Source organism: Okeania sp. SIO2B9, assembly GCF_010672505.1.
GTDB lineage: Bacteria > Cyanobacteriota > Cyanobacteriia > Cyanobacteriales > Microcoleaceae > Okeania > Okeania hirsuta.
On record NZ_JAAHGK010000035.1, the window covers coordinates 1 to 14,912 of the forward strand.

The 14,912-nt window shown below is 38.6% G+C and carries 12 protein-coding genes and 3 pseudogenes; 4 read left to right on the forward strand and 11 right to left on the reverse strand.

Going from position 1 to position 14,912, the window contains the following annotated elements; genetic code table 11:
- The 6 genes and pseudogenes from F6K13_RS02770 to F6K13_RS02795 all read right to left on the reverse strand — a co-directional run.
- Positions 1 to 120: pseudogene (locus F6K13_RS02770) on the reverse strand (zinc ribbon domain-containing protein); the annotation flags it as partial.
- Between the two features lie 638 nt (positions 121 to 758).
- On the reverse strand, positions 759 to 1,856 hold the full coding sequence (locus F6K13_RS02775) for an NF038122 family metalloprotease (protein WP_124147432.1): 1,098 nt from the start codon (positions 1,854 to 1,856) through the stop codon (positions 759 to 761).
- Between the two features lie 608 nt (positions 1,857 to 2,464).
- Positions 2,465 to 3,310 (reverse strand): type I methionyl aminopeptidase, encoded by an 846-nt coding sequence (gene map / locus F6K13_RS02780; RefSeq protein WP_124154668.1) that lies wholly within the window; start codon positions 3,308 to 3,310, stop codon positions 2,465 to 2,467.
- Between the two features lie 795 nt (positions 3,311 to 4,105).
- Positions 4,106 to 4,420, reverse strand: a complete 315-nt coding sequence (locus tag F6K13_RS02785; RefSeq protein ID WP_240039186.1) for a PepSY domain-containing protein — start codon at positions 4,418 to 4,420, stop codon at positions 4,106 to 4,108.
- 386 nt (positions 4,421 to 4,806) lie between these two features.
- Complete coding sequence (locus tag F6K13_RS02790; RefSeq protein ID WP_124147435.1) at positions 4,807 to 5,244, reverse strand: VOC family protein; 438 nt, start codon at positions 5,242 to 5,244, stop codon at positions 4,807 to 4,809.
- A gap of 405 nt (positions 5,245 to 5,649) precedes the next feature.
- Positions 5,650 to 6,174 (reverse strand): TIGR02652 family protein, encoded by a 525-nt coding sequence (locus F6K13_RS02795; RefSeq protein ID WP_124147436.1) that lies wholly within the window; start codon positions 6,172 to 6,174, stop codon positions 5,650 to 5,652.
- A gap of 316 nt (positions 6,175 to 6,490) precedes the next feature.
- Here F6K13_RS02795 and F6K13_RS02800 point away from each other — a divergent pair, with 316 nt between their 5' ends.
- The 3 genes from F6K13_RS02800 (at position 6,491) to F6K13_RS02810 (ending at position 9,713) form a co-directional block, all read left to right on the forward strand.
- Positions 6,491 to 7,018 (forward strand): gamma carbonic anhydrase family protein, encoded by a 528-nt coding sequence (locus tag F6K13_RS02800; RefSeq protein WP_124147465.1) that lies wholly within the window; start codon positions 6,491 to 6,493, stop codon positions 7,016 to 7,018.
- Between the two features lie 384 nt (positions 7,019 to 7,402).
- Complete coding sequence (locus F6K13_RS02805; protein WP_124147437.1) at positions 7,403 to 7,528, forward strand: photosystem II protein Y; 126 nt, start codon at positions 7,403 to 7,405, stop codon at positions 7,526 to 7,528.
- 607 nt (positions 7,529 to 8,135) lie between these two features.
- Positions 8,136 to 9,713, forward strand: coding sequence for a sodium:proton antiporter (locus tag F6K13_RS02810; RefSeq protein ID WP_124147438.1), 1,578 nt, complete (start codon positions 8,136 to 8,138; stop codon positions 9,711 to 9,713).
- Positions 9,714 to 10,387: 674 nt separating this feature from the next.
- Here F6K13_RS02810 and F6K13_RS02815 read toward each other — a convergent pair.
- From F6K13_RS02815 to F6K13_RS02830, 4 genes and pseudogenes are all read right to left on the reverse strand, one after another.
- Entirely contained in the window at positions 10,388 to 10,834 is a 447-nt protein-coding gene (locus F6K13_RS02815) for a ferredoxin (protein WP_124147439.1), read from the reverse strand.
- Positions 10,835 to 10,857: 23 nt separating this feature from the next.
- On the reverse strand, positions 10,858 to 11,727 hold the full coding sequence (gene iscB / locus F6K13_RS02820; RefSeq protein WP_287286784.1) for an RNA-guided endonuclease IscB: 870 nt from the start codon (positions 11,725 to 11,727) through the stop codon (positions 10,858 to 10,860).
- Between the two features lie 170 nt (positions 11,728 to 11,897).
- Positions 11,898 to 12,146, reverse strand: a pseudogene (locus F6K13_RS02825) (RRXRR domain-containing protein); the annotation flags it as partial.
- Positions 12,147 to 12,621: 475 nt separating this feature from the next.
- Positions 12,622 to 13,542, reverse strand: a complete 921-nt coding sequence (locus F6K13_RS02830) for a histone deacetylase (protein WP_124145542.1) — start codon at positions 13,540 to 13,542, stop codon at positions 12,622 to 12,624.
- A gap of 531 nt (positions 13,543 to 14,073) precedes the next feature.
- On the opposite strand from F6K13_RS02830, the pseudogene F6K13_RS02835 reads away from it, so the two are divergent.
- Positions 14,074 to 14,754, forward strand: a pseudogene (locus F6K13_RS02835) (DNA gyrase subunit A); the annotation flags it as partial.
- Here F6K13_RS02835 and F6K13_RS34880 read toward each other — a convergent pair.
- Positions 14,749 to 14,907 carry a DNA gyrase subunit A gene (locus tag F6K13_RS34880; protein WP_375340651.1) on the reverse strand — a complete coding sequence of 53 codons (159 nt, stop codon included), beginning with the start codon at positions 14,905 to 14,907 and terminating at the stop codon, positions 14,749 to 14,751. The pseudogene F6K13_RS02835 and the gene F6K13_RS34880 sit on opposite strands and share 6 nt — an antisense overlap.
- Positions 14,908 to 14,912 lie beyond the last annotated feature (5 nt).

Sequence of the window (14,912 nt, forward strand, 5' to 3'; positions counted from 1 at the left end):
GTCTCTGTCAGCAATATAACCGCAGTGTGGACATTTGTGAGTCCTCACTGACAATAATTTCTTAACTGTTTGACCACAATTTGAACAATTTTGGCTAGTGAAATGGGGAGGTACTGCTACACAAACATGGCAGGGTAAGGATTTCAATATTTTGGCCATGAGTGATGTAGGTGAAAATTTATCCCTTTGAGCTAATCGCATCCATTCAGTTTCCTAGAGGATGTACTGCGATTGCATTCAAGAGCGCGATATAGCTACCGCTAGGCTCCGCCAACGCATTTAATTGCTTCTCAACCCATCATTATAGCAGTTTTCATTAACATAGAATACAGAGATTTTGGCTTAAAGGCAGAAGGCAGAGGGCAGAAGGCAGAAGCAATGCAAGTCTACCTTTGTGAAAACCGCTATAATATCTCTAGACTATTCAATGACAGAATCAGCAATGTTTTGAGACTAGCGATCGCTATTTGGCCACACAGATGGTATTATATATAATATAGCCGGAAAAAAAATCCCCCAACAGCACCGTTAATCTGCGGAATGTAGGTTTTATTATATTATTGGAGATGTCTATTTAGAATTAGTCAGGCGTTGCAGAATCAGGAATGATGAAATCCGAAAGTAGATATTTTTGGATAATTCTTTCCTCAATATATGTACAGTTTAAAATCTATTATCATTCTTGAATGTGCAACCCCATTCGTCAAGTTGTTTCTATCCAGTAGTTAAATATGGCTGGTTTTCCGCTTACCGAATTTTTACGATGATTTTATTTGAGTTTTAAGTAGAACACTACCAGTAATTGCCAATAGCATTCCCAAAATAGGTGATGGCTCTGGAATATCCTTAGTAGGCTTTTCTACTGGGTCCCAACCAATGACATCAAAGGCTAAAAGATCTAGACGAGTAACTATTCCCAACTCTCCAGGAGCAAGTGTTGGGTCTAGAATGCCTAGTCCTAAATTATCTTCCCAGTGACTCGCTTGACGACCATCACCAGAAAACCGACCAGTTGAAAAAGTACCCTCGCTAGTAACACCACCATCAATTGAGAAATACTTTTCCCTGGTATCTGCTGTCCAATCTAGCGCACCCTGGGCAAAGCTTTCATCCGAATAGCGGTATAAATCTAGAGGACTGACAAATGTGAAGGCATTTCCAGGAAACAACATATCTCCAGCAGGCGGACTGTTAATATCCAAGATATCAACACCACTGATAAAGCCTAGTGCATGACCTATCTCATGAATAGCAATAGCCTCGAAATCAAATGTCTCTAAAGTAATTCCATCAGTGTTATCGAAGTCGTATTCAAAATTACTGCTGAAAGTAATTTCTGCATCAAAATCACCAAATGTTTCTGGAGGTACAAAGAAACCTAAAGCTTTAGCATTTGCTGTGGTCATCCGAATTATAGAATTATTCTCACTCCCATCATTATCAAGATAAGGTGTCTCAAAATCAGGAGGGAAATTAGGATTATCAGAAGTCCGATTAATTAATAAGTCAAAGGCTGGAATTGGCGGAAGGTTACTGACAGCTATAGTATCATAAGGTGAGGTAATGTCATTCAAAAGTGTATTCCAAACACTTGTATAATTAGTAAAAGCCATTGTAGAGAGAGCTCCGCCTAAAATATTTTCACCAAGGTCTTCAAAACCTGCATTGATGTTGACAGTGATATCATCTGTAAATTGACTCTCCCAAAAATCAGCAGCTTTCCGAAAACCAATATCTGCTTGCGTATTGTAAGTCGAAGTCAAATTGATAGTTAAAGCTCGTACCTCAGGCACTTTAACATATAGTGATACAACCGAACTTAGAACTGTTAGAGCTAGTAATCTACTATGTTTCATATTTAGAATTTTGGAGTTCTGAAATTATGAGCATCCAGTAAATGTAAATGCACAAATTTAATTTTTTGCAGCATTTCTTTACTTATTGATGGATAAAATAGCAAACATTTTCCAGTCAGTGCAAGTGTTTTTACAGAGCTTCATCAAAACAACATATTTCTCCCATCCATATATTTGCGGTTAAAAGTCTTACAGAATAAACATTCAAGTATAATTTAACTAAAAAAAATATTTAAAGATTTAATGAAGTTTGACTTAATTGCAGGGTTTAATCTTGACTTCTACTACCCTAAAATGTTACTTATGTAAGATTATTTATTGACGTTTGTACCCGATAGCTAATTGCTACATCTCCAGAAATTGTTTGAGTCCCACTCAAATACTTATAGAACCCATTTAAGTTCTCCTTACCTAATATCAGCCTTACATTTTCTTGGTTTAATCATGATTGGCATAAATAGTTCTCACTCAACCACTATCTAGCCAGAAATTGCTCGATATACTAGCTACTTCAGAAGCTAATTTAGCTTGAATAAAAATGCCAAATAGGTTCTATAAGTTCTAATTATTAAGATAGAAAAAAAACTATCACATCTATCACATGATACCTAACAGCTAACTTGGGAGCGATCTGTTAAAATTTCATAACCAGTATTTGTTACCAATACTGTATGCTCAAACTGAGCTGAAAGAGAATTATCAACAGTAACAGCAGTCCATTTATCGGATAAAATTCGTGTAAATCTAGAACCAGCATTCAGAATTGGTTCAATAGCTAAAGTCATACCTGCTCTGAGTTTCACATTTGGCAAACTTTTAGTTCGAGAGTTAAAAACAGAAGGTTCTTCGTGTAAATTTCTTCCCACACCGTGACCTGTAAATTCTTCGACTACACGAAAACCATTTGCTTCTACATGATCTTGAATAGCTCCTGCAAGATCGAGTAGATAAGCACCAGCTTTGACTTGTTCGATACCTTTATACATTGCTTCTTCTGCTACACGAATTAGTTTGGCTGCTTCAGGAGCAACTTCAACTACGCCAATGGTAATACAAGAGTCTCCATGAAATTCTTGATAGTAAGCTCCTGTATCTACTTTTAAAACATCACCAACTCGAATAACTTTTTTCTTATTGGGAATGCCATGGACAACTTCGTTATTTATGCAAGCACAAATAGAGCCAGGAAAACCATGATAACCTTTAAAACTTGGCGTTGCCCCCATTTCTCGAATGCGTTTTTCTGCATATGTATCTAGGTCAGCAGTTGTCATTCCTGGTTTAACAATCTGAGAAATTTCTTTGAGTACTGTTGCGACTATTTTACAGGATTGTCGCATAATTTCTATTTCTCGTTGAGATTTAATTTCTATTCCTCGACGTTGTTTTTTCTTAACAGTAGGACGTGGCTTAGGTTTTGCGGGAGTTGCGAGTATATTACTAAAAATGTTCATGTTTTCTGACAAGTTGTTAACTAGCTATCAGCATTTTCTGTACCGAAACGCTTTTTAAATATTATCTATGACATCTTAAAGTCTAGGTAGAACTAAAGTCAAATGTCAAATTGATGCCTTGACTGAGACAAGATAAATTGAGAATATTTAAACTCTACTTGGAATTGGTAGATTGAGACTTTTTTTTGACTAAAATATTATGAAATTATTGGTTTACTAGTGCAGGATGGCGGAAATAACTAACCAGTTAAAAAAGGTTCAAAAGCTTGTACAATAACCTTTCTTCCCTTCTGCCTTCTGCTATCCTAGATAACTAAAGCTATCCTAGATAACTAAAGCTATTCTAGATAACTAAAGCCTTCTGCCTTTTTGCACTAGCTTTTTTTGATGATATCTACAAGACTTACGCATAACCACCACATATACTAGGGGCGTTAACGATAGTTATGCGCCAGCTTTCGGCCGTTTGCTTCGCATACTTCGTAACGCCCCTACAGATGGTGTATAATTTCTATTTTGCGTAAGTCCCGATCTACTCAGAATTTTTAATACTGCAAATTTCAGGATCGTGAGGTACAGTTTAAGACTAATCTATAATTTTTATTCATTTGTTTGTTGTTCCCTATTCCCTATTCCCTCACAAGAGTGCACATTCCCTCTCTTGGTCAGCATTCCCTTATGTCTGACGCCGACGTGGGATCTGACAGCTTGCGTCTGTCGCCGACGCGGGGTCGCACCGCTGTTCCCTAAAAGCATAAAACTTTGTACCTTATTAACTCGAAAACTGCTGTAATTCTATGATTCTACTGTAGTTGTATTTGATTCTGTATTTTGCTTGGGTTTCTTTTTATTAAATAAGCCACTCATAATAATACCTGTTACTAACATCCAGATCAATCCGATACCATTTAGGAGTACATAAAAAGGTTTAATGTCTTCTCCAAGATATTCGGCTTCGTGAATTACCATTAAAATATGTGCCTGGTCTCTGGATAAACCAAACCAATTTCTACCAAGTCGGTAAGCTACTCCTGTAATGACAGTGACAAATAATGGTAGAAAAACTATTGGGGCTACTATTCTATGTAATTTACGGAATGTTTGTTTCATAATTTCCTTTAAAGTTTAAAGTTACCAGTAATGAAGTAAAGTGGAATATTTAACGGTTTGCTTGATTGTATTTTTTTCTAGAAGCAAGGCTATCACATACTACTGGACTGACACAGCTAATTTTGTGCATTAGAAAATGGGGGGATGGGGTGATGGGGAGATGGGGTGATGGGGTGATTATGAAAAAAGCTAATGCACCATTTAAGCTGTGTCGGTCCACTACAATAATTGAATGCTGCATTTTTACAGCACTTTTTAGGGAGCGTGAGGTATAGTTTTAAGATTAATCTTTTTTTCCCTACTCCCTACTCCCTAAAGTCCTAAAATTTTGTACCTCATCAACTCCAAAACTGCTGTAAAATCTTCAAAGCATTGTCCAATTTACTCTAAGGATTTAACTTTCTAATAAATTCTAGAGGTAAACCATCACAGTCAGCAATAAAAGCAACTTCATAAACATTATTTCCAATCATTTGTTGAGTAGGCTCTAAAAGAATTTTCAATGGTTGAAACATTTCTGGTTGTGCTGCTGCTATAGCATCAAATTGTTGTTTTAAATCATTTAACCAACTAGGTAAATCTGTAGTATTTTGAGTCAAATCAAATGATAAATGATAATATCCAACATAATGCTCATCCCCAAAAGCATCAGGTGCAGGTTTTGGCTGAGGAATTTCAATCAGTTCAATTCTGCCATTTAATCCCTCCATCCAACAAGCTAAAGTATAGCCTGTAGTAAAGCGTTCGCAGACCGTAAAACCTAGTTTTTCATAGAAAGCGATCGCTCGATGAATATTGGCTGTCCGAATCGAGGCATGGTGCATTCTAGTTTAATATTTTTAACCTGATTTTCAGTATTAATTTTACAGTAAATAGAACTCAGCTAAGACTAATTTATTTTGGCAATAAATAAGGATAACTTTTCAAGAGAAAAGGGAAAGACTTTTCAGCTATCAACCCTATTCAATCAATCAATATTTATAAATCATTTATAAATGCTAGACCTCTTGCAAAAGTTTTAATTAAATCAATTCAAGATATTAAATCAACAATTTCACCTCCCTATTCCCTATTCCCTATTCTCTCTCTTGGTGCGCGTTCCCTCTCTTGGTCAGCATTCCCTTGCGACTGGCGTCGTCGCGGGGTCTGACCGCTTGCGTCTGTCGCCGACGCGGGGTCGCACCGCTATTCCCTATTGCCTGACTTCCGCAAGAAGTCTGCGGAATAGTTTATTCAAACAATCGAAAATAGGGATATCGAACGGGTACTCCTGCTTCTTTGTCCAACTGAAAATTGATTACTTCCCAGCAAGGCTCATCCTTGGGGTCGGGACTAAATTCTACAGGTAAACCATAAAGTTTGGGCTTACAGGAAGAGTCAGAGTTAGAACGCCAAGGGGTACTACGTTCCAAATAGGTACTAACCAACTCCTGATATCTTTGAGCAATAATCAAACGAGTGGCTCTATATCCTTCAGTATAAAGTCGATCCAGCGCTTCATGGATTTCAAACCTAATACCATCGGGATGAGTATGTTGCCGATACCACTCATCGTTCCATAGACGCCAGTGACGGCCAGACTGAAGATGACACAACTTACCAGTATTTGGGTCAACCTCAAAAGCTCCGTGACGAGGACATAAATACGTATCTGTCAAGGTGAGAGCTGGTATGGTCTGGCGACAGTGAGGACACTGAATTTCAGGGCCAAACATTGGGTATTGGAGGGCAGAATTGATAGAGGATTGGGTCATAGTTTCTAGAGAGCTGTGGTGACTTAATTATAGTTAGCTTGGTTAAAGAATCTGAGCTAAATAGCTACAGGATAGTTACTAAAGTACTACATCAAACTCTTAACCTACATTATGGGGTAGAGAATTTGTGATGTTTCAACCAGGAGTCAGGAGTTAAATATTTTTTAGCCTATGGCAAGGAACGGGTTGATTAGGATATGGACTAATGATGAATCTTAGATTAGGTAATGTTTTTCCCACTGTTTCCTCTTGCCTGTTGCCTGTTGCCTGCTATAAAATTCCGATTAAGCAAACATCACTAATATTAACGAAGATCATGTCAAATCAGCCCTCTTTTTGGCCTCCTCCAGATTTATCCCAAGCTGCTTTTGTGGCAGATAACGCTGTAGTTATGGGTGTTGTGGAAGTAGGAGTGGGAGCTAGTATTTGGTATGGGACTGTTGTCCGAGGGGATGTAGAACGGATCGTGATTGGGAACCATAGTAATGTCCAAGATGGGGCAGTGCTTCATGGAGACCCTGGTTTAGTAACTGTTTTGGAAGATCATGTGACAATTGGACATCGAGCTGTGATTCACTCAGCTCATATAGAAAAAGGTTGTTTGATTGGTATTGGAGCTGTAATTTTGGATGGTGTACGGGTAGGGGCAGGTAGTATTGTGGGAGCTGGGTCTATTGTCACTAAGGATATACCGCCATTGTCTCTGGTGGTAGGAGTACCGGCGAAAAAAGTTAGGGATATTTCAGAGTCAGAGGCTGCTAATTTAATTGAACACGCTCAACGTTATGAAAAGTTAGCTTTAGTCCACGCTGGCAAGGGAACTGATGTTGGATTTACCAAGTGAAGTCAAAAGTGTATTTGAAGTCAAAAGTCAAAAGTCAAAAGTCAAAAGTGAATTGAAGCTGATAAGTAGTCAAGCAAAATTAATTGTATATTTGATGGTCAGGTTAAATAGGTAAGAAAAATTATTTTTAGATCGACTGCTCAAGGACACAAATGTATTTTATCAAAATAATTTGGTCGTGCAACCCTGGCTTTTAAGGGGAAATATTTTTGGAGCTTTGCTAAAATTCCCGTTACAAAAATCACTTTTAACTTCTGACTTCTGACTTTTGACTTCTGACTTCGTTAATCCCTATTCCCTATTCAAATTTTGCTCAAAAAACTTAATTTTAGATTAAGATTATAAGAAATGATAAATCTTTAAAAATCTTTAGGAGGGGAGTAAATGGAATTTGACTTTCGTTTGTTAATTGTTCTATTACCTATAATTGCTGCTGGTGGTTGGGCAGTTTACAATATTGGGGCTGTAGCCATTCAACAAATCCAAAAGTTCTTAAACAAAGAAGCTTAGATTCAACCTCAGCTCTTTGCTAAAAAACCGACTGTTTCTTACACTCAGACAACAGTCGGTATTTCTATTTATTAGACATCTCCTTCAAAAGAGGGAGTAAGGAGTAGGGAGTAGGGGGAAAGAATTGAGAATTTATGTGGGGTAATTGATTTTATTTTTTATTATTGGAGATGTCTATTAGACATAGGCGTGAAAAAGATATAGACTTTTTGTAAAAGTAGGGAATAGAAAATAGGGAACGGCGGATATGGAAAGATTTTTTTAGGAAAAAAACACGGAAAATGATTTTTTGAGTTATTACACTCTAGTTTATAGCAAATAAAGGGCAAGTTTATTTTCTGGAGATATCTATTAATTTGTAAGCATTTCCTCCGGAATGCTGTGCAAACAGCCGTCAGCTATCAGCTATTACTTTTAGTTTACGATCAAAGCTTTATTAATTGTCTTACTACAAAAGTTGGCTCCCTTGCTCTTAAAGTCTATATTAATTTAAACACTGTCCTTAAGGAGAGAGTCTTGTTGCTGATAGCTGACAGCTAATAGCTGTTTGCGCAGCATGACCTAGGAAATGCTGACATTAATTTTATGCAAAATTTAGGGGTAATATATGGCTTTAGAAACTGCCGTAAATGAAACAGTTATTGAGCAAAATATAGAACAATTTCTGTTAGTTCTTTCTGTCTCTCTGAGTGTGGCTACTTTCTCACGAGTTTTTAGTTGGTTCCGTAGAATTCCCTTTACTTTATTATTAGTAATTTTTGGATTAATTCTAGCATTCATTGATGTGAGATTAGTCAGTTTATCTCCTGAATTAATCCTCGAAATTTTCTTGCCTCCTTTATTATTTGAGGCTGCTTGGAATTTGAATTGGCGAGACTTAAAACGAGATTTAGTTCCAGTGGGATTTTTTGCCATTATTGGTGTAATTATTTCTGTAGTTGGTATTGCTTATGGTTTGAATTTTTTCACCGGAATTCCCTTAGCGATCGCCTTTCTCGTCGGAGCTAGTTTATCCGCAACAGACCCTATTTCTGTAGTAGCTTTATTAAAAGAATTAGGAGCAAGTAAACGCCTACGCACCTTAATGGAAGGAGAAAGTTTATTTAATGATGGGGTGGCGGTTGTTGCCTTTACTTTGCTAGTTGGAATTCCATTAGGAACAGTAGATAAATTTTCTATTTCGGACTCTCTATTCACTTTTCTTAGTTTTGTTGGCATCGGTGTCGGTATCGGTTGCTTAATTGGTTTTGGCATTTCTTACCTCACCCAACGTTTTGATTTACCTTTGGTGGAACAGTCACTAACTTTAGTTTCTGCTTATGGTACTTATGTAATAGTAGAAAAATTAGGCGGTTCGGGAGTTATTGGGGTTGTCACTGTTGGTTTAATTTTAGGTAACTTCGGTTCCCGCATTGGGATGAACCCCCGCACTCGGTTAATAGTTAGTGAGTTTTGGGAGTTTGTGGCATTTTTTGTCAACTCCATAGTGTTTCTGTTAATAGGCGATCAAATTCGATATTCAAATCTGGCAGATAATATAGTATTAATAGCAGTTGCTATTGGAGCAGTTCTTGTCACGCGAGCAATTTCGGTTTATAGTTTGAGTGCTTTGAGTAATTTGGTAGTCAAGTCAAATATTGGTTTAAAAGAACAAACGTTACTTTGGTGGGGAGGTTTACGGGGTTCGGTTTCTATTGCTCTGGTGTTGAGTGTACCTGTAGTTTTGCCTGGGCGAGATGAAATTACGGCAGTTGTATTTGGGGTGGTATTGTTTACATTGTTGGTGCAAGGTTTAACAACTCAGTCAATGTTGAAAGTATTGGGTTTAATAGGCGACCAACCGTTGCGTCAGGAATATATGGAAACGACCGCTCGCCGTGTAGCTTTAAAACGGGTGCTTAATTATGTGTCTGAGTTGGTCAGGTTGCAAGAAATTGACCCAGAATATTATCGCTATCAGGCAGAATTTTTGCAAAAGGAATTGAAGCAGTTGCAGGAGAAAATTGATAAAATGCAAGCAGAACACTCTCAGTTAGTGGCGCTGGATATGAAGTTATTGCGGGAAGAGTTGGTGGATATCGAAGCGGAAACTTATGCTGAGTTTATTCGAGCAGGTAAGTTGAATAGTAATATTTCTCCTCTTTTGGCAGAAGTATTTGAGGAGAAAGAAGAGCAAGAATCATAAATAGGAATGGAGTAGAAGCAATTCATGTTTGTGCAGCATTCCACAGGAAATTTTCCCTATGGTTTCTTGATTTTTAAATGCTAAGGGTATAAAGAGCGATCGCTCTTGTTGTAATTATAGCACTTCCTGCTGCCCGTGAGGTACATATCGTGAGGTACATATTTTGCAGGTAATATCAAATCCGGTTAAACAGCCATAGAATGGTTAAGTTAGGAGTCCTCAGGAGTCAGGAGTCAGGAGTCAGGAGGAGAAAGAATTACAAAGATAAACGTAGTGATGGCGATTGAAGATTTTTTTTATGTCCAATTAAACGGATTTGATATAATATCATGTCCGCTTAAATACTTATGCTTTGGTGCAAGGAAGGCAGAGGGCAGCTATGCTGCTATGCTGTTTGCGTAGCATTCCGTAGGAAAGAGTTTCTTTCAATTAGACATCTGGTAAAAATCAAAAATAAAATCAATTCTTATCCATAAATTATCAATTATTTCTCCCTGTTGCCTCTCTTGGTCAGCATTCCCTTGCGACTAGCGTCGTCGCGGGGTCTGACCGCTGTTGCCTCTTTTCTGGAGATGTCTATTGAAACTTAGTTCTATACACGCTCCGATGCTACCGGACATGATATAAGTCCCCACACAGCAAGAGTTTGACTATTCATGCCTTGTACATCATTACTATTTATTCGCATTCTGCTTATTTCTATGACTAGCAATACGAGCTGCTCCACTATCCACAGGACCACCAGCAATAGGAATCACCTGATATTTGCGCTCTTGTTCTAAATTTTTTAGTTTAGTATAATCAACCCAGTGAATACAATTTACAGGACAAGTGTCGATCGCTTCTTGGATTAATTCTTCAGAGTCCCCATCTTGCTGAAAAACCCGCGCTCGCCCATGATCTGGTTCAAGATAAAAAGTATTATGGGCAACATGAGCGCAGTGTTTACAACCGATACAGGTAATTTCATCAACGTAAACTCCTTTTTGTCGCAACATTCCACCAAGTTCGGGTTCAAAACCTGAACGTTCGGGAGTATTCCGTAACACTCCACCAAGTTCGGGTTCAAAACCTGAACGTTCTGTGTTAGACTCAGGAGATGATGAAGAAAAATCTAGCATTAGACCTCTTAGAAAAAATATACTTAAAACGAGTAATTGTATCCATCTCGTCTATGGACAGGTTGGATATGGTTTCGAGATACAGACAAGATTTTATCCCCCTGTCGGATATCAAAATTGCCTTTGCTTCTGACAGTTTTAATCCTGACTCCTTTTAAACCAGCATTTTTGCCTTTGACCACATTGATAATATCCCCTGTTTTCCAGCCTGGTACAGGTTTTTTTGCTTTGTCACCAATCCTAGGAAAACCATATTTATCCATCTGTACCATTTGTCGGCAACCATGTCCCATTGCTGTGACGACCAGGGGTTGAGAAGTAAATATTGTTAACTTTTCAATTTCACCAACGCCAGCAGCATCTATCCAATGTTCTTTTGGCAAATTCAACCGACAACGGTTATATTTAGTACCAGCACCACTACCGGTAATCACACGCAAACCTTTTGCTTTTAAAGTTTCAAAGATTTGAGTGTGGGTTGTGTTGACTGCAGCAGCATCTTTTAATGGCGTTTTGGCAACCTTTAGAACATGAGCTAGTATAGACGGTTTATTTTCGAGAAATTCCCGAATATCCATAGCACCCTTATTTTGGTTGCATTGATGACAAGCTATGGCTAAATTAGACACCCGATTACTACCACCTTTTGAGCGTGGAACTATATGTTCAACTTCTAAGGGCGTATCTATTCCCCCACAATCAGCAGATAATCGACCCCATTTCTCTAATAGATACTCCCGGACATGATCACCAAATAGTTCCCCTTTTTGATATTCAACTCCTGAAATTTCTGGGTTCTGTATTTTCTGGGTGTCAAACTTGACCAATTCCATAGTCAAACTACTTATCGGACTTAGTTTACAAAGTCTATTAACCCAAGTTTCTACAGTCATATCATGTCCGGTAGCATCGGTATTGTATAGAAAAGGTAGGCAACAGGCAAAAGCTCCGGAAGGCAACAGGCAACAAACAGGAAGGCCATTGAGCAAGAAAAAAACTTAAATTTCCTGTAGATATCCACGCTAACTTTTACACAAACGCGCCCCAACGGACATGATCTCAAAACCCGATGCCTGAAACTTGGTGGCAGCCATCCTTTGTTTCGTTTGCGGTTGAAAAATCTGCACTTACGGTAGCGAGTTTTTCGACGACGACCTCGACGAAGAGTTCGCCGTCGCTCCAAAGCATTCTTGATTTACTGACCACGATGGATTAAAACCATTGCAAAGATAACTTCTTCACTTTGGGTAACCATTGCAAAGCCTGTTTGTTTAGAACCAGGGTCAATTTTTAATTGCAAGCCTTGATTTTCTTCAGCTATCAATTTATTTTAGATGTAAAGTTGGCCTCGCCCGGTTATTTAAACTTTTTACGTTCGGCACACTAGCTTTTCAAATCTCTTTGGCTGTTTAATGCCGAACAATAGAGGTTGGAACTGGCCTAGCATCCCGACGTATTGTCACCAAAATAACGTTTACTTGAAAAAAGTGGGCTGGACTAACCATTTAAACACAAAATTTGCGTTTTGATTAGATTTGTGGTTAGTACCCACACAACCTAGAGAATTACAAAATTGCAAATTAATTGAGTGGTAGCGAATCAATCCAGTCTCAGTTAAAATATAATTATTCATATCATTTCATGTCCGTTTAATTTAAGTCCTGATAATGTTTGATTTTGAAATCTTCGATCGCTTTAACTTACCTACATCTTCAAAGCTTCCCTATTGCCGGAGGTACTGATAACTGCTAACACAGTTCTTCCGGTAGGAGGCTAACTGAATTAATCTACAAACAACGTTCAATTGTTGCTACTACTGATTGAGATAAGCTAGGTAGGTCATAACCACCTTCTAAACCAAATAAGATTTTGCGGGTTATTTGCAAACAATATTTTGTAAATTCTCCATAGTCTTCTGGTTGTAGAGCAATACCTGCTAATGGGTCGTCACGGTTAGCATCATAGCCAGCACTAACAATCAATAAATCTGGTTGAAAGCTAGCTAAAAAGGGTACAACTTTTTGCTCGAATGTGGGTTGATAAATTGCCATTGTGGTACCTGGTGACATGGGTAAATTTAATACATTATTGTGGAAACCATGTTCATCAGCAGAGCCAGTGCCTGGATAACAGGGAGATTGATGGAGGGAGCAGTAGGCTATATTTTCGTTGGTTTCGACAATTTCTTGAGTACCGTTACCGTGATGCACATCCCAGTCTAGAATGGCGACTTTGTTAATACCTGGTTTCTCTAGAGCATAATGAGCTGCGATCGCCGCATTGGAAAATAAGCAAAATCCCATGCCTCGTCTACTTTCAGCATGATGTCCAGGGGGTCTCGCCAACACAAACGCCGGATTGGCATTTGCTAATACTAGATCGACTCCATCTAACCAAGCACTTATCGCTAATAATGCCACATCATAACTTTTCGCAGAAACTGGCGTATCTCCATCCAAATAACCGCCACCTTGATTAGCTATTTCTGCTACTGCTTGAATATGGCTGCGAGAGTGAACTTTTTCTAGTAGTGTCATCAATGATGAATGACGTTGTTGCACCGGGGTGGGCGATCGCCATTGCAATTGGCCATTGTGAGGAAAAGTTTTGAGAGTTTTGACAATTGCAGTTAAACGTTCTGGTCGCTCCGGGTGTAGCATACCAGTTTTGTGTTCGAGAAATTCATCGGAATAAATAACAGAAATCATCAGTTAATTTTAGATATTAGATTTTTTTTGATTAAATGAAACTTTTTATCTTTTGATTTTGGGTTTAATACCCCCCTGTCTACACGGTGTTTACAGATGGTTGGAGTTATAAGTCATTGACTATCCCCCTCCACTTTTTCCTTCTTTTTTCTTCCTTCTTCCTTCTTCAGTGTAATCATACCAGTATTTTAACTTGAAATCGGACGGAAAATACTTATCTATTACTCATTAATTTTCTCAAAAAATAGACACAAAATATGCTATAATTGTAGACGTAAACAGCATAATTTGGCAAATACACCGAACTTAATCGGACGAAATCCAATTTTTTCGGTTTTTTGCTAATTCATTATATATTTAACGGAGTTTTTCATTAGTATGACTACTTCTGAGTCACGAATTGTACCGACCGATCTCCGTAATGAAATGTCCCAATCATACCTAGAATATGCCATGAGTGTAATCGTAGGTAGGGCATTACCAGATACTAGAGATGGTCTCAAACCCGTACATCGCCGCATACTCTATGCCATGAACGAATTAGGGTTAACAGCAGACCGCCCTTTCCGTAAATGCGCTCGTGTTGTGGGAGAAGTGCTGGGTAAGTATCATCCCCACGGCGATACAGCGGTGTACGATGCTTTGGTGCGAATGGCTCAGGATTTCTCAATGCGATCGCCCCTCATTCACGGTCACGGTAATTTTGGTTCCGTAGACAATGACCCACCTGCGGCTATGCGTTACACAGAGTGTCGTCTACAAGCGCTCACTTCTGATGCCATGTTGCGGGATATTGATGCAGAAACAGTAGATTTTGTAGATAACTTTGATGGTTCTCAACAAGAACCGTTGGCATTGCCCTCCCGCATTCCTCAACTATTCCTCAATGGTTCGTCTGGTATTGCAGTGGGAATGGCAACTAATATTCCTCCCCACAACTTGGGGGAACTTATTGATGGTTTGTTAGCACTGATACACAACCCAGAAATAACTGATACTGAGTTAATGCACTACATTCCCGGTCCTGACTTTCCTACAGGGGCTCAAATTCTGGGAAAATCTGGTATCCGTGATGCTTACACACTCGGTCGCGGTTCTATAACTATGCGGGGAGTCGCTACTATAGAAACTCTCGAACAGCGCGGTCGTCCTGATAAAGAAGCTATTATTGTTACAGAGTTACCTTACCAAACTAATAAAGCAGCTTTAATTGAAAAAATTGCTGAACTGGTTAATGACAAAAAAATTGATGGCATCTCGTTTGAGTTCGATAACTACCCGCATTCCGTCGCGATCGCTTTCATCCCTAATATCAGAAATGCCATCAATTTTTTTGTCATTAACCAGTTCAGCAATTTTTTCAATTAAAG

Bases quoted from the DNA above. Each gene is read 5' to 3' on its own strand.
- F6K13_RS02775 (WP_124147432.1), bottom strand. From the start codon at position 1,856: ATGAAACATAGTAGATTACTAGCTCTAACAGTTCTAAGTTCGGTTGTA.
- map (WP_124154668.1), bottom strand. From the start codon at position 3,310: ATGAACATTTTTAGTAATATACTCGCAACTCCCGCAAAACCTAAGCCA.
- F6K13_RS02785 (WP_240039186.1), bottom strand. From the start codon at position 4,420: ATGAAACAAACATTCCGTAAATTACATAGAATAGTAGCCCCAATAGTT.
- F6K13_RS02790 (WP_124147435.1), bottom strand. From the start codon at position 5,244: ATGCACCATGCCTCGATTCGGACAGCCAATATTCATCGAGCGATCGCT.
- F6K13_RS02795 (WP_124147436.1), bottom strand. From the start codon at position 6,174: ATGACCCAATCCTCTATCAATTCTGCCCTCCAATACCCAATGTTTGGC.
- F6K13_RS02800 (WP_124147465.1), top strand. From the start codon at position 6,491: ATGTCAAATCAGCCCTCTTTTTGGCCTCCTCCAGATTTATCCCAAGCT.
- F6K13_RS02805 (WP_124147437.1), top strand. From the start codon at position 7,403: ATGGAATTTGACTTTCGTTTGTTAATTGTTCTATTACCTATAATTGCT.
- F6K13_RS02810 (WP_124147438.1), top strand. From the start codon at position 8,136: ATGGCTTTAGAAACTGCCGTAAATGAAACAGTTATTGAGCAAAATATA.
- F6K13_RS02815 (WP_124147439.1), bottom strand. From the start codon at position 10,834: ATGCTAGATTTTTCTTCATCATCTCCTGAGTCTAACACAGAACGTTCA.
- iscB (WP_287286784.1), bottom strand. From the start codon at position 11,727: ATGACTGTAGAAACTTGGGTTAATAGACTTTGTAAACTAAGTCCGATA.
- F6K13_RS02830 (WP_124145542.1), bottom strand. From the start codon at position 13,542: ATGATTTCTGTTATTTATTCCGATGAATTTCTCGAACACAAAACTGGT.